22 protein-coding genes and 1 tRNA gene are annotated in these 18,904 nt (G+C 39.8%); 12 read left to right on the forward strand and 11 right to left on the reverse strand.

Annotated features, from left to right (window positions below; all coding sequences use genetic code 11):
• Window positions 1–355 (forward strand): Mpo1 family 2-hydroxy fatty acid dioxygenase (locus ACT3RN_RS00895; protein WP_444518394.1); only part of this gene is annotated, 355 nt, incomplete at its 5' end.
• 221 nt (window positions 356–576) lie between these two features.
• Here ACT3RN_RS00895 and ACT3RN_RS00900 read toward each other — a convergent pair.
• The 6 genes from ACT3RN_RS00900 to ACT3RN_RS00925 all read right to left on the reverse strand — a co-directional run bounded on the left by ACT3RN_RS00900 (window position 577) and on the right by ACT3RN_RS00925 (window position 4,703).
• Window positions 577–942, reverse strand: coding sequence for a hypothetical protein (locus ACT3RN_RS00900; protein WP_192992564.1), 366 nt, complete (start codon window positions 940–942; stop codon window positions 577–579).
• A gap of 584 nt (window positions 943–1,526) precedes the next feature.
• Window positions 1,527–1,925, reverse strand: coding sequence for a roadblock/LC7 domain-containing protein (locus tag ACT3RN_RS00905; protein WP_192520510.1), 399 nt, complete (start codon window positions 1,923–1,925; stop codon window positions 1,527–1,529).
• A gap of 14 nt (window positions 1,926–1,939) precedes the next feature.
• Complete coding sequence (locus ACT3RN_RS00910) at window positions 1,940–2,473, reverse strand: GTP-binding protein (RefSeq protein ID WP_192992563.1); 534 nt, start codon at window positions 2,471–2,473, stop codon at window positions 1,940–1,942.
• Between the two features lie 4 nt (window positions 2,474–2,477).
• Entirely contained in the window at window positions 2,478–3,221 is a 744-nt protein-coding gene (locus ACT3RN_RS00915) for a BLUF domain-containing protein (protein ID WP_192992562.1), read from the reverse strand.
• Window positions 3,222–3,511: 290 nt separating this feature from the next.
• Window positions 3,512–3,871, reverse strand: coding sequence for a hypothetical protein (locus ACT3RN_RS00920; protein WP_192520507.1), 360 nt, complete (start codon window positions 3,869–3,871; stop codon window positions 3,512–3,514).
• A 757-nt stretch (window positions 3,872–4,628) separates the two neighbouring features.
• Window positions 4,629–4,703 (reverse strand) — tRNA-Gly (locus ACT3RN_RS00925).
• 616 nt (window positions 4,704–5,319) lie between these two features.
• Between ACT3RN_RS00925 and ACT3RN_RS00930 the strand changes: the two genes are divergently transcribed.
• The 4 genes from ACT3RN_RS00930 to ACT3RN_RS00945 all read left to right on the forward strand — a co-directional run bounded on the left by ACT3RN_RS00930 (window position 5,320) and on the right by ACT3RN_RS00945 (window position 8,254).
• Window positions 5,320–6,132 (forward strand): M48 family metallopeptidase, encoded by an 813-nt coding sequence (locus ACT3RN_RS00930; protein WP_192520506.1) that lies wholly within the window; start codon window positions 5,320–5,322, stop codon window positions 6,130–6,132.
• Between the two features lie 688 nt (window positions 6,133–6,820).
• Window positions 6,821–7,144, forward strand: a complete 324-nt coding sequence (locus ACT3RN_RS00935) for a BolA family protein (protein WP_192991992.1) — start codon at window positions 6,821–6,823, stop codon at window positions 7,142–7,144.
• 125 nt (window positions 7,145–7,269) lie between these two features.
• On the forward strand, window positions 7,270–7,629 hold the full coding sequence (locus ACT3RN_RS00940) for a SirB2 family protein (protein WP_192991991.1): 360 nt from the start codon (window positions 7,270–7,272) through the stop codon (window positions 7,627–7,629).
• Between the two features lie 223 nt (window positions 7,630–7,852).
• Window positions 7,853–8,254, forward strand: coding sequence for a hypothetical protein (locus ACT3RN_RS00945; protein WP_192520503.1), 402 nt, complete (start codon window positions 7,853–7,855; stop codon window positions 8,252–8,254).
• A 153-nt stretch (window positions 8,255–8,407) separates the two neighbouring features.
• Here ACT3RN_RS00945 and ACT3RN_RS00950 read toward each other — a convergent pair whose 3' ends face one another.
• From ACT3RN_RS00950 to ACT3RN_RS00960, 3 genes are all read right to left on the reverse strand, one after another.
• The gene (locus ACT3RN_RS00950) at window positions 8,408–8,854 is read right to left on the reverse strand and encodes a thioredoxin domain-containing protein (RefSeq protein ID WP_192991990.1); all 447 of its coding nucleotides are present in this window, start codon (window positions 8,852–8,854) and stop codon (window positions 8,408–8,410) included.
• Window positions 8,855–8,961: 107 nt separating this feature from the next.
• Window positions 8,962–9,144, reverse strand: coding sequence for a YgaP family membrane protein (locus ACT3RN_RS00955; protein ID WP_192991989.1), 183 nt, complete (start codon window positions 9,142–9,144; stop codon window positions 8,962–8,964).
• Window positions 9,145–9,298: 154 nt separating this feature from the next.
• Window positions 9,299–10,171, reverse strand: a complete 873-nt coding sequence (locus tag ACT3RN_RS00960; RefSeq protein WP_192991988.1) for an MBL fold metallo-hydrolase — start codon at window positions 10,169–10,171, stop codon at window positions 9,299–9,301.
• 349 nt (window positions 10,172–10,520) lie between these two features.
• On the opposite strand from ACT3RN_RS00960, the gene ACT3RN_RS00965 reads away from it, so the two are divergent.
• The 4 genes from ACT3RN_RS00965 to ACT3RN_RS00980 all read left to right on the forward strand — a co-directional run bounded on the left by ACT3RN_RS00965 (window position 10,521) and on the right by ACT3RN_RS00980 (window position 13,660).
• Window positions 10,521–10,811, forward strand: a complete 291-nt coding sequence (locus ACT3RN_RS00965) for an ArsR/SmtB family transcription factor (RefSeq protein WP_192520729.1) — start codon at window positions 10,521–10,523, stop codon at window positions 10,809–10,811.
• Between the two features lie 231 nt (window positions 10,812–11,042).
• Entirely contained in the window at window positions 11,043–12,752 is a 1,710-nt protein-coding gene (locus tag ACT3RN_RS00970; RefSeq protein ID WP_192520727.1) for a SulP family inorganic anion transporter, read from the forward strand.
• 115 nt (window positions 12,753–12,867) lie between these two features.
• Window positions 12,868–13,194 (forward strand): beta-lactamase hydrolase domain-containing protein, encoded by a 327-nt coding sequence (locus ACT3RN_RS00975; RefSeq protein WP_192520726.1) that lies wholly within the window; start codon window positions 12,868–12,870, stop codon window positions 13,192–13,194.
• Window positions 13,195–13,327: 133 nt separating this feature from the next.
• Window positions 13,328–13,660 (forward strand): TIGR01244 family sulfur transferase, encoded by a 333-nt coding sequence (locus ACT3RN_RS00980; protein WP_192520725.1) that lies wholly within the window; start codon window positions 13,328–13,330, stop codon window positions 13,658–13,660.
• On the opposite strand, the gene ACT3RN_RS00985 is transcribed toward ACT3RN_RS00980, so the two are convergent.
• Window positions 13,649–14,545 carry a LysR family transcriptional regulator gene (locus tag ACT3RN_RS00985; RefSeq protein ID WP_192991835.1) on the reverse strand — a complete coding sequence of 299 codons (897 nt, stop codon included), beginning with the start codon at window positions 14,543–14,545 and terminating at the stop codon, window positions 13,649–13,651. The genes ACT3RN_RS00980 and ACT3RN_RS00985 overlap by 12 nt on opposite strands.
• Before the next feature lie 177 nt (window positions 14,546–14,722).
• Here ACT3RN_RS00985 and ACT3RN_RS00990 point away from each other — a divergent pair, with 177 nt between their 5' ends.
• Both ACT3RN_RS00990 and ACT3RN_RS00995 read left to right on the forward strand, forming a co-directional pair.
• Window positions 14,723–15,469, forward strand: coding sequence for a glutathione S-transferase family protein (locus ACT3RN_RS00990; protein WP_192518523.1), 747 nt, complete (start codon window positions 14,723–14,725; stop codon window positions 15,467–15,469).
• A 148-nt stretch (window positions 15,470–15,617) separates the two neighbouring features.
• A complete protein-coding gene (locus ACT3RN_RS00995; protein WP_192991836.1) occupies window positions 15,618–16,478 on the forward strand; it encodes a bile acid:sodium symporter family protein in 861 nt (286 codons plus the stop codon).
• 83 nt (window positions 16,479–16,561) lie between these two features.
• Here the strand turns inward: ACT3RN_RS00995 and ahpF are convergent, their stop codons facing one another.
• Window positions 16,562–18,142: an alkyl hydroperoxide reductase subunit F gene (gene ahpF / locus ACT3RN_RS01000; RefSeq protein ID WP_192991837.1), complete on the reverse strand. Its 1,581-nt coding sequence runs from the start codon at window positions 18,140–18,142 to the stop codon at window positions 16,562–16,564.
• Window positions 18,143–18,632: 490 nt separating this feature from the next.
• Between ahpF and ACT3RN_RS01005 the strand changes: the two genes are divergently transcribed.
• A complete protein-coding gene (locus ACT3RN_RS01005) occupies window positions 18,633–18,887 on the forward strand; it encodes a YdcH family protein (RefSeq protein ID WP_192518526.1) in 255 nt (84 codons plus the stop codon).
• Window positions 18,888–18,904: the final 17 nt, after the last annotated feature.

The raw sequence follows: 18,904 nt of genomic DNA on the forward strand, positions 1-18,904 counted from the left end.
AAAAATTCATTGGCTATGTGTTCCAACCATTTTTATCAGCCTGTTAGGTGTCGGGATGTCACTCTCTGTCTGGTTTACCTTAGTACTTAGCGCCTTGGTTTTATTGTTTTATATGCAATTATCTACGCCACTATTCTTAGCCATGGGTATATTCATCTTACTATGCTTATCTGTGATGGCGCTGTTACCTTTAGGCTTCAAAGTTTGGGCAGGTATATTCATTGTCGCTTGGATCGGACAGTTTGTCGGTCATAAAATCGAAGGAGAAAAGCCTTCATTCTTCAAAGATCTACAGTTTTTGTTAATTGGGCCAGCATGGGTCGCCAATAGCTTAATGAGCCGCAAAAATAGTTGATATCATTTATATTTTTTGTCTTCTTAAATACAAAAATCGCTATCCAACCAACAGTTGGATAGCGATATTCGTATTACAGTTGTCTAAATAGCGTGAAGCGTAACTTGCTGTGTCTCTTTATCTATTGACTGTCTTTCTAAGACAGCAAACAACTAGCTAGGCGCGCAAACAACTACAAAACCTCAATAAAATATACATCGGTTTAAGTCTGAATCACCGCATTATACTTCTAAGCTTTTCTCTACTGACAGTACTTTGCGACGTGCTAATGCAAGGTTAGCTTTTGATTTATCAAGTACCAAATAAATAAACAAATCTTCGTGGTTATGTGTAGGACGAATGATATGAATCTGAGATTCTAAAGTGATTAACATATCGTCAATTTCACCTTTAATACCAAGCGATCTCATGGTAGCAACTTTTGCTTTTACGACTTGTGCGTTACCTGCTGCGGCAAGCTCTAAATCAATACTACCACCAGCACCGGTCATACCTAATACCATACCTGACATGTAGTCGACAATACAGGCACCCATAGCACCATCAAGACCCATTAACTCTTGTAAAGACGCATCGATATTTGACATATTTTCTCTCATTCACTTGATTGTAATTAAAAAAGATAACGCTAAAATTGTGAGATATTTTTGTTAAAAAAATATCAATGGCTAAGTATGTTTTTCATATAAATAATGCACCACACTATTTAAAAAAACTAATATCACTTAGTAGTTGCTATTATACTACTTATGCCAGAACACCGATGTTTTTGAACTGACCGTTCACCACCTAATAACTACCGTTGAGTAGGAAAAATAAAGAATTTTATGAGTTTTTAACTATTAATCGAAGTAATTACTCTAATATGAGTGAATTTCGTACATAAATCACTATATTTAAGGCATATTCTCAACCTGAATATTAAATTTTAAATAGGTTAAACGTTGCAATTCTGCATCGAATAACTTACTAATATCTGAATATTATTTGTACAGCCCTCCTTATTTGGCTGCCATTTTTTATCACTATTTTCAAAATAAGAACATGCTCTAGTTATACCTAGCATCAACATCTAAACCACGAAAAAAAAGCACCACCCAACCATTAGTTGAGTGGTGCTTTTTATTTGGCACGTAAAGCGCGCTATACTAAATTGTCCTGAGTACCCTACCTACTCTGTGATAGCAGATATCTCTCCGATCAGTTTTTTAGTTTTATATCTTGCTTCGGCCAAGGCCATCTTATTATGCGCCACAAGCGTCAAGACACAAGGTTTTCCAATATAGTCCGTTTTTACGAATAATATATTCCCAGAGGTCGCTTCAACGATAGTAATATCACACTGTCCTTGCTTCATTTGATTCGCAGACGAGTCACTCAGTGACGATAACGTACTACTCATTGCCGCAAATTTATCCGCTTGATTGCTCAGTTCACTGACGGAAAAACAACTGATAGGAAAGCCATCTGTCGTACATAGGCTGACCAGCATAATTTCTCTATTGGCATCGCACAAGGTTTTGATGTGATGTAACAGCGCAAGTTTCGCTGGTGATTTTTCATTTGGCATAGTCATATCCAACATTAGTCTTGGTTGTTAAGAGTATTGAATAGTGATAAAAGAGATACAGCCGATTCTCTACTTCTAGGATCGGTATTGATCACTGGCGCTACCACGTTATGCTGCATTAGCATAATTCTTATTTCTTGACCCAACGTTGCAAGCTTCTCTTTATCAGCATCTTCACTGTGAGTAATACCGACAATACAAGTGGTCTGGTTTTTTTCTGGTGCAAAAAACTTTAACAGTTTATCTATGTTGGCGTAGTCTGGTGTCTCGCCATACTTAATTAAAATGAGTAAGCCCCATAAAGACTGGTTGACAAACTCCCATAAAAAAGAAAAACGCTCTTGACCTGGCACCCCATAGATACCCAAGGCCATTTCATCTGATAAGGTGATACGCCCATAATCAATGCCTACCGTGGTGTATTTCTTACCGATATCGATACTAGATTCTGCTTCTGTTTCGATAGGATTGATCTCACTTAATGTGTTGACCAACTGAGTTTTTCCGGCGCCCACTTCACCAATGATAGCTAGCTTTTGATAATTCAATTTTTTACCTCATTCCTAAGAATTTTTTGATCGCACCGTAAAACTTACTAGGTTTTTTCTTGCTGACCACTTTCTCTTCTAATGGCTCTCCGTCAGTGACGCTTAGTATGCCTGATTTCTCAAACTCTCTGACCATCTGTGTGACTTGCTGGTGTGTTCCAAACTCACCACTATCCACCAAAAAATTGAAAGGATAAGGCTTTTTGGTCAGCTTTATACATAGGTTCATAACCATTTGAGGATCACTTTCATTATTCAGATCAGGCCAGGCTATCAACCTTAAGTTCTTGCCTTGATAATATTGATCAGGAACCGCATCAATCTTTTTTATGTCAATAAAAGGCTGAATACGGTCTTTCTGCTGTTCATTAAAGATATTAAAAACTGCTCTATTGCTCTCTATAAAATTATCAAAGAAAACACCTTTATCCACAAAATTGAAGACACTAACGCTCCAATTAGGAAAGATACGCTCAGTAATGCTTTCGTTTAAAAAGACCCAAAGATCTTCGTGTCTAGGATCAGCTGCTATCTTAGCCATCAATGTGTCTATTTCCAAATCAGACCCTTCTAGTATTTGAAAATACTGGCCCTCACGGTAAGAGATGATTCCAGTAATTTGCGCTTTTGGGTTATGCTTACTAGAGGCACTAATGATGTCTGATAATCCAGTAGGCATACGTACACTATTATTACTGATAAGCGCTCTACAGATAGGTGCTCTACTAACGTATGCAATACATTTCATTTTATCACCATTTAATAAGGCATCTAAGGGTTAGCTAGATCATCGTCATACAGCCAATCCTATATAAAGCTGATACAATTTTAGCCTTGCGCAGTTTGCTATTTATCACGCTTGAACTGGCTTTTAGGTATTCAAATTATATTAAACTGACTATATATAAAAAGATTATATTCGTTATATAACATATTTAGATAACAAATATAATCTTGCTACTTGTGCTTTTCAGAAAAGCAAAAGTAACAAGAGCATTTGGATTAAAAAATTCGATTATCCAAATATAAAAAATCAAATTATATTTCTATTTTAGTGTCTACTGTTTGTACTTTACGGCGTGCTAGTGCAAGGTTGGCTTTTGATTTATCAAGTATCAAATAAATAAACAAATCTTCGTGGTTATGTGTAGGACGAATGATATGAATCTGAGACTCTAAAGTGATTAACATATCTTCAATTTCACCTGTGATACCAAGCGACTTCATGGTAGCAACTTTTGCTTTTACGACTTGAGCATTACCTGCTGCGGCAAGCTCTAGGTCAACACCGCCACCAGTCATACCAAGCACCATGCCTGACATGTAATCAACAATACAAGCGCCCATAGCGCCATCAAGCGTCATTAAATCCTGTAAACAATCATTGATATTTGACATTTTTTTCCCCTATTAACTTAGTTGTTGTTCAGTAAAGCAATGCTGTTGCAATAGTTTAATACTAAACTAAATTTGATTTATAGTTAACCAGTTCCACTTATTACTTCTTTTTAGATAAATCTAAATTTGAAAAATACCGGTCATAATAAAGTCATAAATAACTAAGCATGCTTTTTAAGATAAGCCATACATCACACTTATTACAAAACTTAACATTACTTAGTAGATTTTATTATACACATATATTAACACTAAAAACATATTTATTAGAGGCTTTCATCATCAAATCAATAATACGAGATGCAGAGAAATAGAAATACCCAAGAAGTCGCAAAAGAACTTAAATAATTATTGCTACTAATAACTATTTTTATTCAAGAAACGCTATCATTAATCATCACTATTTTTTTGTTCCAAAAGATGGCCAACAGTCATTCTTATAAAACCAAAGAACAGCGTTATATAACAGAAAAATCATAGAATAAATAAGCTAGGATAGCCATAGACAGTTCAAGATATGTCGGTTCAATTTAGAGGTAGTACAAGACAACCAAATATAAAGATATATTTAATGTTTAAAGCGAGGCTAAAGCAGTCGTACTTTTATAGTGGCGGGACAGGTATCTTAACCCTCCTATGTATTGAAGCAACTATAGCCATTAGAAGAACCATGGTCGCATACTCAACATGCTCTAGTTATTTTTAATATTTCATGCACAAAAAAAAGCCTCACTGTTAAGTGAGGCTTTTTAGAATTTGGAGCGGGAAAAGAGATTCGAACTCTCGACCCCAACCTTGGCAAGGTTATGCTCTACCACTGAGCTATTCCCGCTAATTATCAAGTTATAATAGTTAACTACTACGTCTCGATAGGATGGCTATTTTAGCAAAAATTCTGAGTGTGTCAACACCTTTTTCAGTATTTATTTCTAATAAATTTACCGACGTTATTTTCTTACTATATAATATCAACTAAGCATTTGATTTAATGACAAATACCTACCGTAAGAGAGTAAAAATAATTTTACGGTAATAAAAGTAGTCTAAGACTATCTAATCAAAAAAGTACTAAATAACATGTATCGCCATCACTTGATTCTGTTTTTGAAGAGAACAAGGCATAAATATTACGTCTTTCTCCTAATTTCATGCTTATACATGGCTGTTTTGCTTACAATCATACCTTGTATTGTTACTTTTTCTACATTGGTTTTGCTGCATTCACATTATTATACTTAGATGGAGCTTGTGTCTTAAATTCGCTCGCTAATCATCTAAATAAGCTAAAAACTAAGACACGCCCTAATAACAGTTCAAGTGATTTTTTATAATTGAGGCAGAACAACATATGTTAGCCAATTATCGATAATTAACTGACTTTCGACTTATGCTACCTCCCCATACTTTGTTCAACTTTTCCTTTTATCATTTACAGCGAGGATGTTTTTATGAAAAAACTACTGACTACTACCGTCATGGCAGTATCATTATCAACATTGACTTTAGCCGGTTGTACTAGCACAACTAATACAGGTACCATTGGAGTTGATCGTCAGCAGCTGTTATTAGTTTCTAGTGAGCAAGTTTTAGAATTGTCAGCACAAAGCTATGCTAATACGATACAAGAAGCCAAGTCGAGTGGCGTACTAGATACCGACTCTGCACAACTCAATCGCCTAAAAATTATTGCCAATCGTTTGATTGGTCAGGTTGGTGTCTACCGCACAGATGCGGCAGCGTGGGATTGGGAAGTACATACCATCAAATCCGATGAGCTAAATGCTTTTGTGGTACCTGGTGGTAAGATTATGTTTTATTCAGGGATTATTGATCGCTTGAGCCTAACTGATGATGAGATTGCCGCGATTATGGGACATGAGATGTCACATGCACTACGAGAGCACTCACGTGAGCGTCTCTCTCGTGAATATGCAACGCAAACAAGTATCGGTGTGGCTGCCAGTATATTTGGTTTATCACAAGGACAAACCGAGTTAGCAGGTACTGCCGGTAATTTAGGCTTAAGCTTACCTCATAGCCGTACTCAAGAGTCTGAAGCCGACCAGATTGGTCTTGAGCTGATGGCGCGTGCAGGTTATAACCCACAAGCAGCAGTTAGTTTGTGGCAAAAAATGCAGAAGGCAAGCGAAGGCGAGCCGCCACAGTTTTTAAGCACTCACCCATCTAGTAGCAATCGTATTTCTCAGCTGCAGTCCCTAATGCCTAAAGTGATGCCACTGTATGAAAAGGCTCGTCGTTAATTTATTATGTCGTTGTAGACTCTGTACACTAAGTCAATACGAATTACGCTTTAAGAGCAGAGTGCACCTATCTATTGTGCCCTGCTCTTTTTCTTTTTTAACAAGATATGCTATTACTCAAAAGCCTTGTGGTTTATTAGGGCGTGTTGAACATTCAAATGTGGTGCTGGCAGTGACTATTTTTTAGACAATATGCAGTGAAGTTTTTGATGCCTAGTCATTCTAGGTGAAACAATTTCGCCATGTATTGGCAAAAAAGAGTACTGCCCTCCACTCGAGCATAGCTCTCGCCTTGCAAACGGGCAAAGCAGAGCTTTGCTGGATCCGTTCTCAAGGCTGATGCTAAAATCACCCCAAACGTCGTTACAAGCCTAGTTAAGGTCTCGACATTATCGTCGGCTTGCGCCTAGTTTGGTGCAATTTTAGCGATCAGCAGCCCTAATATTTGAATGTTCAACACGCCCTACTATATTTTTGACAACTTGATTCAAGTAATGATTGAACATGACAGCAGGACCTACAAATTAATAGCCCACTGTTCAAATAATGACGTCTGCTATAATACATACAATATATTATTCACATACTGCTAATGGCTATTAGGGCTTTATCCTCAACTTAATCTATAACTATCTCACTAGTCTAAAAGTGAGAGCACACTCTACGTAAAATATATAAAAGGACTGCTATGAGTACCACACCAATCGCTGATGCGCTCAATACTGAGCTACAATCTTTACAGCCAAAATATTTAGAATTGATAAATGAATCGATGGATCATGCTGGCTATTTTGATGGCAAAGAAAGCCATTTTAAGCTCACTATTGTCAGTGATGTTTTTGAAGGTAAACGATTAGTCGCACGCCATCAGTTAGTATATGAACAGGTTAATTCACTGCTAACATCACAAGGTGGTCAAGTACATGCATTGGCTATCCATGCCTATACACCAATCGAGTGGCAAGGACAAAGTCCTAATAGCCCATCATGTGCCGGACAAAGTAAAAAATAAAAAACCAAATAGATATTAGGGTCTGTTGAACGTTCAACAGACCCTATTTGAGCGACATTTTTTAGACGATAATTGAATTCTATAAACCAGCTAAGCACATGCCACTTTAAGGAAAACGATATTCAATGAAACATTTACATATGCTCATCGCCTTGCTGATCATTGTGCTATTCTTATATCAAAGTTATTTGGTATTAAGCGCGAATAGACGAGCACCACGTCCAGTTAAGATAATCTCTCATATGCTCTATGCCTTTTTGATTGTATCAGGGGCTGTCATGCTAATGCAGCTAATGAGTGTTAATGCGCCTGTACAGTGGGTGTTCGCCAAAATAATTTTACTTTTTGCAGCTATTAGCTCTAGTGTAAAAGCTTTTAAGAATCACTCCACACCCAATCAACAGAAAGCAGGTATTCTCATTGCTGGTATCGCATATCTAGGTATTATAGTACTTGCCTTTGCAAAACCTGGTAACTTATTTTAATAGCTCTTTAGCATGACGACATGCTCTATGTTTTTAAAAACAGCTATACTGCTAAAAGCATTTGACGCGTGTTGAGCATTCGACCATGGCACTGAAGAGTGCTATTTGTGAACATTCAATGCGCCCTATATGTGATAGTCGATATACTTTCAATATCTTAATTATGTTATCTTTGCTATCTTAAATGAATATAACTACAACCATTTAGCCTCATGGAGCTACGATGAAAACTCTTGCGACAGCGACACTACTTGCGATTACTGGCATTTTCGGGCTCTCAGGCTGTGCTTCTACTGGCAATGTAACGCCGCAGTATGTGCCACCAAGCACTTATCAAAGCTACGACTGCCAAGCACTTAACCAAGAATATGCTCGTGTCAATCGTTATGTAGATGCGGCACTTAATGAGCAATCAACTCTATCTAGTACTGGTGTGGGTATCGGTGTCTCGGCAGGTAGTTGGGGCATTTCTCCTAACATCAGCTTTGGTTTGGGTAAAAGCGAAAACACCAAAGCACGCGATGCAAAATTATCGCGTCTCTACGGTGAGCGTGATGCGATTGTGCAATCTGCCCGTCTTCAAAACTGTGACTTTGTCGATGGTATCAAGATTTATGGCGAGTAATATTCAAAGTAGTATCACTGATGGTTCACATTGAACTTAGCCTTATATTATCATCACTATAAAAAAGCCAATACGCGATAAGCATATTGGCTTTTTTGTATTTATATGAGGATGCTAGCAGAAAGAATGGCGTTTTATGCTAAGCGTTTTGTGTTAGGCCTTTAAACTCCGCACCCACTGGACAATTTGATCACTTGGCAACGCACCTGATTGGCGTGCTATTTCTCTGCCATGTTTAAAAGCCACCATGGTTGGCAAACTTCTAATATTATATGGTGCAGCGGCTTGTTCGTATTTATCCGTCTGCAATTTTGCAAATACTACTTGTGGTAATTGACTGGCCGCCACTTTAAACTGCGGTGCCATCATAATACATGGCTGACACCAACTTGCCCAAAAATCAACGATAGTCAATACGTCATTCTTTCGAATGACTTTATTCGTAGTTTGCGCGTTCAGTTCTTGAGGGCTAGCCGTCAGTAGTGGCTGACCACATTTACCACACTTCGGCGCCGCATCTAGTTTTACTGCTGGTACACGGTTAGTCGCTTGGCAGTGTGGACATACCAAATGATAGTCTTGCATCTTTTTTTCACTCATATGATGACTCCTATACTGAGCATATATGTTTTGAACACAGCAACTTTGATCGACACGCTTGACCTGTTTATTACTTTATCATGAAATCACCTAATAAGTGAGTCATGTTAACGTTTACAAGTATTGGCACCCAGCATTTTGTATAGTGGGCAGAAACGGAACAATCCCGTCAATAGTGGCACTAAACCAACCACACCCCACCAACTTTGATAATAAAAACCAACCGCAATGATGACGACACCAGCGATAATACGAAGTGTACGATCGGTACTACCAACATTGATACCCATGATGATCTCCTTAACAAGACTAAAAAAACAACCGTTACGATAAGCATTCAGTTGACAATCAATCGTGTTTGAATACGACAAACAGATATGATGACAACTGACGCTCACCTTGTACTTACATAAGATTTCAGTTCTTACTTACGCTTATATCCGTTCATTGTCCAAGAACATTAATTGGTACTTTCAAATAACGAGTACCATTGTCTTCTGCCTTTGGAAAATGACCTGCATCAATATTGACTTGTACTGACGGAACAATCAGACGTGGCATTTCAAGAGTGGCATCACGGCGCTCACGCATTTGTACAAACTCTGCTTCATTGATACCATCTTTTACATGGATATTGCCCATCTTTTGCGCAGCAACGGTAGTGGTTGGGCAATGCTTGCGACCTTTGCTCGGATAGTCATGGCACAGATACATAATCGTATCTTCAGGCAGTGCAAGCAGCTTTTGAATTGAGTGATACAAAGTTTTAGCATCTCCACCTGGGAAGTCACAGCGAGCCGTGCCCACATCAGGTGCAAACAAGGTATCGCCAACAAAGACCACCGTTTTTTCATTGTCAGCAGCAATATAAGCCATATCAGCCGGTGTGTGACCTGGCACATACATAACGGTAATGGTGATGTCGCCAAGCATGAAGCTCTCACCATCATCCGTTAAAATATCAAACTGACTGGCATCAGTCCGAAAGCTGGTGTCAAAGTTAAAAATTTGCTTAAATATTTTTTGTACTTCGGTGATATGCTGGCCTATGACGAGTTGCCCACTAAGTAACTCTTTTACGTGAGCAGCAGCTGATATATGATCTGCATGGGCATGGGTTTCTATGATATAGCTCAGTTTCCAACCATGCTCACGCACAAACTCAATCACTCCATCAACGCTAGTAGTACCAGTACGTCCTGACTTGGCATCAAAATCTAATACTGGATCGATGATGGCACATACTTGATTTTGAACGTCTGCGAGTACGTGAGTATAGGTTTCTGTATCGCTGTGTAAGAAAGAATGTACTTGCATGGCTACCTCTTTTCTTTTAGATGAATATTTTATTTTTTTATAAATTCTTAAGTATAATATGTGCTTGGTTATCGTATTTACCATTACATACTGACTTGCTATGTATGCTAATATAGCAATTGCCTAACAATTTATCAATTTATATAATGTAAATAAACATAACTTGATATGTCTTACAATATCATTGATAATTAAGTATGTTTATTCATAAATCTTAAACTTCACCATTTATACTCTATATAAGGAGCTCGCTCTGAATACCTCAGTACTGAGCACATCGAACATTAGCGCTAGCGAAAATATCTCGCCTAGTGAAACAGACCTTGTACCTTCAGACCTTGCTGAGCAAATGCAACAAGCCTCTATGCAAGCTAGTCAGTTACTAAAGTCACTCTCACATCCTGATCGCTTGTTACTCCTATGTCAGCTAACTCAAGGAGAATACTGCGTCAGTGAGCTTGAGAAACTGGTTGGCGTTGGGCAGCCAAGCTTGTCACAGCAGCTAGGAATCCTACGCAAGGATAAGCTCGTTTCAACACGCCGTGAAGGTAAACAAATCTACTATAGCATCGCCAGTGATGATGCTTTAGCAGTACTAGACCTACTTTATCAACGCTTTTGTGCCAAAATAGACAGATAGCTTGTACACTAGGGCGTGTCTTCAATTCATTCGATAGTTATCTCAATGGGCTAAAAATGGCTGCATCTTGTTAAACATCGTCAAATAGTTGGTTAATATCCCGATATTATCTGCGCTATTTTCCTTGTTTAACGGCAATTTATCTCATTTTTATCACCATTTTTGAAATGAAGACACGCCCTAAGTACCTAGATGTAGTTAACTTTTTTCTTATGATGACGACCTATTGTTATGCCTTCTATTGCCGCTCGTCTGATACCTGCTTGGCTACGCCAATACAAGCTATCTGCGCTGCCGACTGACGTCATCGCAGGGTTGGTAGTTGGTGTGCTTGTCATTCCACAAAGTTTGGGCTATGCAGTGTTGGCAGGACTGCCACCCGTTTATGGCCTATATGCGGCTATCGTTCCTGTCATTGTCTATGCGTGGATAGGCTCAAGTAACGTCCAAGCGATAGGGCCTGTGGCTATCACAGCAATCATGACAGCCAGCAGTCTACATCCCTACGCATCAGATGGCGCTCAGCAATATGTATTGATGGCCAGCTTACTGTCATTAATGGTGGGGGCGATGTTATGGTTAGCAGGTCGGCTCAAGCTTGGCTGGATTATGCAATTTATCAGTCGGGGTGTTTCTGCTGGTTTTATCAGTGGTGCTGCGGTGCTTATTTTTGTTAGTCAGCTTAAATACTTGACTGCTATCCCTATCTCAGGGAACGGATTATTCGGTTATTTATCGAGTATGCAACTATATTTCCATCAACTACATCCGCTAACCTTGCTTATCGGCATCATCGCTTTTACTTTACTCATTGCTAATCGTTATGGCAGTAAATGGGTATGGAAATCTTGGTTACCACTAGCTTATGCCAAATGGGCAGAACGTTTGTTTCCGCTTATCCTGCTTGGTATAACGATTATCTTAAGTATCAGCTTACATTGGCATACGAGCGGTGTGGCAACGATTGGTAGTATTCCGCAAGGGCTACCCAATTTCACGCTTCCCTATGTACCAAACTTTGATGTCGCACTGAACCTATTACCTAGCGCAGGACTGATGGCACTGATTGTATTTGTATCAAGTAGTTCAGTGGCGAGCAATTATGCGCGCTTACGCGGTGAGACCTTTGATGCCAACCGCGAGCTAACTGGACTGGGTGCTGCTAATATCGCGGGTGGATTTTTTCAGAGTTTTGCTGTCGCCGGCGGCTTTTCACGCACCGCAATCAATGCTGATTCAGGTGCCAAAACGCCTGTCGCTAGTCTAGTGACTGTGATAGTTATGCTGGCCGCTTTGATCGCTTTTGGCAATACTTTATCACCACTTCCTTATGCCATATTAGGCGCGACCATCATGGCCTCTATCATCGGCCTCATTGATATATCAACCTTAAAGTCAGCATGGCAACGTGACCGTATCGATGCGGCTAGCTTTATGGCAGCCTTTGCTGGTGTTTTAATGTTTGGACTAAATACTGGCTTAGTGATTGGTTTGATGGTGTCTTTTGCTAGCTTGATTTGGCAGTCAAGTAAACCGCACGTGGCCATCGTCGGGCAGTTAGCAGGTACAGGACACTTTCGTAATATCAATCGTCATGATGTGGTGACATTCGACAATTTATTGATGCTGCGTACCGATGAAAGCTTGTTTTTTGGTAACAGCGAAGCCGTTCATCGGCGGGTAATACAAGCGACCCAACAGTACCCACAAGCTCATGAGATTATCCTCATTATGTCAGCAGTCAATCATATTGATTTGACTGGACAAGAGATGCTGATCAGCCTTAATAAAGAGCTTCTCAGCCAAAATAAGCACTTAAATTTTAGCTTTATTAAAGGCCCTGTGATGGATATCATTGAACATACCCCTGTGATCACTCACCTCTCAGGCTATGTTTATTTGAGTACCATGGATGCAGTAGAGGCTCTAAAAGATAGTTAATTCTAGCTATACTAAAAGCTGTGTTATGCTAACGCCTAAAAGTACAGTCTAAATGACAACTTTAAAAAACATTCTATATTCAAATGCCTTTTAATATCTGCGACCGAAGTAATTTATGACCGATAACTTAACCATTTATAAGCAAATTTATCCAAGCCAATGTAACAAAATTGCCGAGCTTGGCTACCGCTCTGTGCTTAATATCCGTCCTGATGCTGAGACGGAGACGCAGCCCAATAGCTGCGACTTTGTCCATGCAACTGCAGATGCCAACTTGACCTATCATCATCTGCCGTTTGATGATGAGCGACTAAGTCTGCTAACTATAGAGCAATTTGCCGAGTTTTATCACTCTATGCCCAAGCCCATACTCATGTTTTGTGGTACTGGCGCACGTGCCAAGCTGCTGTATCAAAGTGCATTAATGCAAGGCCTGTTATAGTTGGTTCAAGATAATACTGTAATACCCTTTACACAGTACCTCTTTAGAAAGTTACACATTCAGCTTAGGCTTAGCACTGTACTCAAATAATAAACCTATCACCTACTTATATAGAAAATAATAAGGAATTCTTATGAGCCATCAAGTTAACTTCACTGGACAAATCACTCCTGACCAAGTAGCCATGATTGCCGAAAACGGTTTCAAAACCATTATTAACAATCGCCCAGATGGTGAAGAGGCAAACCAACCGACCAGTGCTGAGATTGAAGCGGCGGCTAAAGAAGCAGGCCTTGCTTATAAAGAGGTTTCTTTTGCAGGTAGTGAGCTGAACCAAAACCATGTCGAAACCTTTGCTGACTTTTTCAATCAAGCTGAGCAGCCAATATTGATGTTTTGTCGTACAGGCAACCGCTCAAACGGTATCTATGAAGCCGCCAAGCAGATGGATTTGTTAGACGACTGAGTGATCACTCATAGATTGTAAATAGTTATCACACACTATCGATAATTGCGCCCGTCCAAAATTTGGATGGGCGTTTGCCGTTATGACCATTTCGATAATAACCTCTGGCAATTTTGGTAAGACAAAAGGCAATGGATTATTAGCTTTTGTTAAGGCTGTCATCTGACCCAAGCTGCTTTTAGCCACCACAGTTATCCCTTGCCCTGTCAGTATTAAACTACTTATTGCACCAACGCTATTCGCGCTACAGACCACTTGACTAGCAACATTGATTTGGCTCAACCCTTGGATAGCTGCATGATGAAAATGGCAGCTTTCATCAAATAAAATTAAAGGCACACTAGCATTATTGTCATAGCTTTTTGCCAAGCGACTCGTATTGCCATCAAATGCCCAGACACCATTGTCTTGCTGCAAGAAATGCCCTGCCTCTTTAGCGGATGAACGTGAGACGATAGCCGCGTCCAAGACACCTGTGCTTAATAGCTCACGTAAGCGAATTGAATTGTGACAATGAATATGCACGGGTAAATTAGGTACGCATGCCTTAATATATTGGATAACTTTAGGCAAAACTACTTGTGCGTAATCATCAGGACATCCTAATTGTAAAGGTCTAATAATCTGTTTGCTCTGCTGCATTTGTCTTAATGCATCATCATGTAAGCTAATGATATGACGCGCATAGCCGAGCAAAAACTTACCGTCTTCAGTTAATTCAAGCACACGTCCTGATTTAGTAAATAATGACTTATCTACCTGTTCAGCCAATTTTTGCATTTTTTGGCTAACGGCACTTTGACTACGGTGCACCTGCTCGGCTGCCTGCGTATAACTGCCTGTCTCTACCACTGCGATAAAACAACGTAATACCTCTATGTCCATTCGCCAATCCTTTGCCTGTCGATATCTTGTATATATCAGAGAGTAGCACATTGTCATTTTTAATAAACAAAACTAATGCTGCGAATCTCTTATAGGTACTGTTAATATTTTGCGTTGGCCACTTACGGTTCGTGAAGACATAATAAAATTTCATTCAGCAGATTATAGGGAATTGATATGCAAAAACCTCTACTCATTATCGGTAATAAAAACTATTCGTCATGGTCATTGCGGGCTTGGCTATTGCTAAAAGCCTTTGACGTTGATTTTGATGAGCAATTGATTGAGCTTTTTGATGACTCTGCCCGTCCTATTCTCGATGAGCATGCGCCAACGGGAAAGGTTCCTATTTTGGTTTATGGTGAAAGTGCTGCAAAAGTCACTGTTTGGGATACCCTAGCCATCGCCATTCATGCCAATGACTATCTAACAGATATAGATATTTGGACCGGATTAAGCAAATCTGACGCTAACGCACAGAATAACAATCAACACCGAATCAACAGTGCCTACTGCCAGAGTATCGTCGCTGAAATGCATTCAGGGCTAATGGGTATTCGTAATGAGATGCCAATGAACATCCGAGCCACAGCAAAGATACAACCGAGTCGTGCTTGCTTAGCTGACCTCGCTCGCATTGAGAATATTTTTGCCGATTGCTTAACAGCTCGCTCAACAGACAGCTACTTGTTTGGTCAATTCACCGCTGCTGACGCTTTTTTTGCCCCTGTGGTTCTACGTTTGCAAACGTATGCTGACGCCTCGACCATAGAGTTAAAACCAACAACCAAACAGTACTGCGAGACGATGCTAAAAAACCCTCATATACAAGCGTGGCGCAAAGCTGCACTAACAGAAACCCGCATCATTGACGAAGATGAAGCTGGTCAGATAGTCTCATTGGTTGGGGACTTGGCCGATTAAACTTAGATGAAACATAGATCAAGCCCATATCAAACTTAAGGTCAAAGGTTTACTAAATTTTTAATAACACTTAAGATAATAGAGACACAAGGAATGTGTCTCTATTTAAAAAGCCGTTTATGGCTTTTAATTCAACAAGGAATGTTTTATGAGCGGTACTGCTCTAGCTTTACTCCCCTTGGCGCTTGCCTACATTATGTTTACCTTAGGGACAGGGCTAAAACCCAGTGACTTTAAGGTTATCATCAATTATCCCAAAGCTTTTTTGATAGGCCTGATTAATCAGGTTATTTTTGTACCTTTGATTGCTTTAGCGGTGGTCTTAGTGATGGCGCCGCCACCAGAGATTGCCTTTGGTATTATGCTGATTAGCTTTTGTCCAGGCGGTGTCACGAGCAATATGCTCACTTACTATGCCAAGGGCAATGTCGCACTATCAGTCGCCCTCACTGGCGTGGTCAGCCTGTTATCTGTCATTACCTTGCCTATTCTAATCACCTTAGCGTTTAACCACTTTATGCAAGACCAAACGGGATCTATTAGCGCGGTAAAGATTGGCGCTGTCATGTTTTTGTTGACGACGTTACCCGTGACTCTTGGTATGCTAGCTCGCTATAAATTCACTGATTTTATGGTACGCAGAAGTAGCATTCTAAATGGCTTGGCCAGTATCTTTTTTGTGCTGATAGTCTTCGCTGCGATCGCGTCTAATTGGGAGTTGCTGAAATCACAATTGACATCTATGGGGCTTGAACTGGTTCTTATTATTATGGCTTTATTTATATTTAGTATTTTGACCTCTAAATTATTAAAGCTGAGCTGGTTTGACACCAAAACCATCTCTATAGAGACGAGCATTCAGAACAGTACCACGGCGATTACTTTAGCACCTATCATTATGGGAACAGCCGTTGGTCTGCCTGCTATCGCTTTACCCGCGGCGGTATATGGGGTATTGATGTATGTGGTTGCGCTGCCAGTTATTGCGTTGATTCGGAATAAGAACTGATTTTAGTAAACATAAAAAAACCACCTCAAAAGAGGTGGCTTCTTAGATTAAGCTTAGCACTGTAGAATTTAGATTTGAGCAGCCTATTGCATCACTAAGTACTCGAACGCTGCTAATGCTGCTTTACTACCCTCACCCATCGCAATATTAATCTGCTTGAATGGCACAGTCGTTACATCACCACAAGCGAAGATACCTTTGCGATCGGTACGGCAGCGCTCATCAATCTCAATCTCACCGAAACGGTTTAAATCAACAAAACCTTTAACAAATTCAGTATTCGGTACTAGACCAATTTGTACAAACACTGCGGCTAAGTCTACTTCTTTAGTCTCACCAGAGTTGCGATCTTCGTAGACAACAGAGCTAACTTTACCGTCTGTGGCTTTGATCTCTTTCGTAGCCGCGCTGGTAATGATATCAATGTTGGCCTTTTCTTTGGCTTTATTGATCAGCACTTGGTCAGCTTTTAGATCATCGGCAAACTCAAATACCGTGACATGTTTTACGATACCTGATAAATCAATGGCAGCTTCGATACCAGAATTACCACCACCAACGACTGATACGTCTTTACCTTTAAAGAACGGACCATCACAGTGAGCACAGAACGCCACGCCTTTACCGATGTTCTCTTCTTCACCTGGTACGCCAAGCTTACGCCATTGGGCACCAGTGGCTAGGATAATACTGCGAGTCTCAAACGTCTCACCAGTGTTCAGATGAATACGATAGTTCTCATCTTCAGTTTCGCCGATTTCTTTTACGCTCACATGCTCTTTTAGGGTGATATTGTACTCATGCAAGTGCTTCACAAAGTTATTTGATAGCTCGGTACCGTTGGTTAGTGGTACTGAAATCAAGTTTTCGATGTCTTGCGTGTCTTTAACCTGCCCACCGATACGGTCAGCAACCATAGTGACTTTTAAGCCTTTACGAGCGGTATAAATCGCAGCCGCTACCCCTGCAGGACCAGCACCGATGATAGTTACATCTTGCTGCTCTAGTTGCTCAGCATCATCTTCATCAGCATCGCTTAATAAATCAGGAAACTGCTCTTGCAATTTCTCAATCAATTTGCCCGTATCAATCTTACCATTGGCAAACGGTTTACCGTTCAAGAATACCGCTGGAACACCTTGAATGTTATTGGCATCAACTTGTTCTTGGAACAATGCACCATCGATCATCTCGTTACTGATGTCATCGTTTAGTAGCGCAAACTGATTCAGCGCTTGCACGACATCTGGGCAGCTATGGCAAGAGAGCGATACATAGGTCTGAAACTGTAGCGGCTTGTTAAAACGTTTGACTAGCTTTTGGATACCTTCGTCTAGTTTTAACGTGTGACCGCCCGCTTGCAAAATTGCCAAAATCAGTGAAGTAAACTCATGACCACCAGGAATCCCGCTAAAGACGATACCCGTGTCAATCAACTCGTCATCAGCATGGCCGCGAACTGCAAAACTGATCGGGCTAGGTAGACTGTCATCGTTCGCTGTCGCATCAAAATTAATTTTATCTGTCGTACCAGCGATTTTAGTCAAAAAATCAATCAATTCGGCACGCTTACTATGCTCACCGCTACCCAATACAAAGGTAATAGGACGAGTCATATTTTCGCTGTAGCTCTTAATCGCGTCTAATAAACTTTGGTCTATCATGTTTGTTCCTTATTATTACTGAATATGTAACGGCAACTACTATATTGCACGTTTAAATAGGATTTATTTACTGCTAATAGTTTGACCTAAAATGTTGTAAGCAAGAGACTTATGCCCTTTGATGTCTCTATTATCATAGCTTTCAGGATTTCGGGCAAGCTGAGAAATTCAAACCTCATGTTTTATAAAACAAATCGTAAACCATGGTTAATATCTAATTATTAAACCATTAACAATGTGATAGTCATGGTACATAGTCCATTTTTTCGCTACAATCAAGTTAAGCAAATAAGAAAAATTCCTATTTGTCTCATTGCAGTTTGGCTTTTATGTGAACTTATTAAAGCGCTTTCTGCTAGTGCTGAACCTTATCACTATTGCATCAACTCATGATTTGGTTGAGTGAAAATCACGTCTCAAAATCATAAAAATCTTAACGATAATGCGCGAATCTTATGACTAATTTGCGCTTCACAACAAGGATGAACACATGAGAAAGACTGATACATGGCAAGACAATAAAGACATCATTGCCGAACTTAAGCTAACAGATAGCCATTTTGCGAGTGTTTTTGATGAGCACGCTCAGCTCGATCAAAAAATCAATTACCTCGAAAAAGATTTGGTAAAGCATGCCAGTCGCGATGAAGAAATAGAACAAATGAAGCGTCAAAAATTACATCTCAAAGACGAGATCTATAAAATTATTGACGCGAGTAAAGCAGATGATGCCAATCAAGCATAAGTGATACTAGGCGTACA

Origin of the sequence: Psychrobacter sp. AOP5-GZ1-6, from assembly GCF_052376345.1 — a bacterium.
Lineage (GTDB): Bacteria > Pseudomonadota > Gammaproteobacteria > Pseudomonadales > Moraxellaceae > Psychrobacter.

Bases quoted from the DNA above. Each gene is read 5' to 3' on its own strand.
- ACT3RN_RS00975 (WP_192520726.1), top strand. From the start codon at position 12,868: ATGACCGATAACTTAACCATTTATAAGCAAATTTATCCAAGCCAATGT.
- ACT3RN_RS00920 (WP_192520507.1), bottom strand. From the start codon at position 3,871: ATGTCAAATATCAATGATTGTTTACAGGATTTAATGACGCTTGATGGC.
- ACT3RN_RS00900 (WP_192992564.1), bottom strand. From the start codon at position 942: ATGTCAAATATCGATGCGTCTTTACAAGAGTTAATGGGTCTTGATGGT.
- ACT3RN_RS00935 (WP_192991992.1), top strand. From the start codon at position 6,821: ATGAGTACCACACCAATCGCTGATGCGCTCAATACTGAGCTACAATCT.
- ACT3RN_RS00990 (WP_192518523.1), top strand. From the start codon at position 14,723: ATGCAAAAACCTCTACTCATTATCGGTAATAAAAACTATTCGTCATGG.
- ACT3RN_RS00980 (WP_192520725.1), top strand. From the start codon at position 13,328: ATGAGCCATCAAGTTAACTTCACTGGACAAATCACTCCTGACCAAGTA.
- ACT3RN_RS00905 (WP_192520510.1), bottom strand. From the start codon at position 1,925: ATGCCAAATGAAAAATCACCAGCGAAACTTGCGCTGTTACATCACATC.
- ACT3RN_RS00950 (WP_192991990.1), bottom strand. From the start codon at position 8,854: ATGAGTGAAAAAAAGATGCAAGACTATCATTTGGTATGTCCACACTGC.
- ACT3RN_RS00930 (WP_192520506.1), top strand. From the start codon at position 5,320: ATGAAAAAACTACTGACTACTACCGTCATGGCAGTATCATTATCAACA.
- ACT3RN_RS00960 (WP_192991988.1), bottom strand. From the start codon at position 10,171: ATGCAAGTACATTCTTTCTTACACAGCGATACAGAAACCTATACTCAC.
- ACT3RN_RS00940 (WP_192991991.1), top strand. From the start codon at position 7,270: ATGAAACATTTACATATGCTCATCGCCTTGCTGATCATTGTGCTATTC.
- ACT3RN_RS01005 (WP_192518526.1), top strand. From the start codon at position 18,633: ATGAGAAAGACTGATACATGGCAAGACAATAAAGACATCATTGCCGAA.
- ACT3RN_RS00995 (WP_192991836.1), top strand. From the start codon at position 15,618: ATGAGCGGTACTGCTCTAGCTTTACTCCCCTTGGCGCTTGCCTACATT.
- ACT3RN_RS00985 (WP_192991835.1), bottom strand. From the start codon at position 14,545: ATGGACATAGAGGTATTACGTTGTTTTATCGCAGTGGTAGAGACAGGC.
- ACT3RN_RS00970 (WP_192520727.1), top strand. From the start codon at position 11,043: ATGCCTTCTATTGCCGCTCGTCTGATACCTGCTTGGCTACGCCAATAC.
- ACT3RN_RS00955 (WP_192991989.1), bottom strand. From the start codon at position 9,144: ATGGGTATCAATGTTGGTAGTACCGATCGTACACTTCGTATTATCGCT.
- ahpF (WP_192991837.1), bottom strand. From the start codon at position 18,142: ATGATAGACCAAAGTTTATTAGACGCGATTAAGAGCTACAGCGAAAAT.
- ACT3RN_RS00945 (WP_192520503.1), top strand. From the start codon at position 7,853: ATGAAAACTCTTGCGACAGCGACACTACTTGCGATTACTGGCATTTTC.
- ACT3RN_RS00915 (WP_192992562.1), bottom strand. From the start codon at position 3,221: ATGAAATGTATTGCATACGTTAGTAGAGCACCTATCTGTAGAGCGCTT.
- ACT3RN_RS00965 (WP_192520729.1), top strand. From the start codon at position 10,521: ATGCAACAAGCCTCTATGCAAGCTAGTCAGTTACTAAAGTCACTCTCA.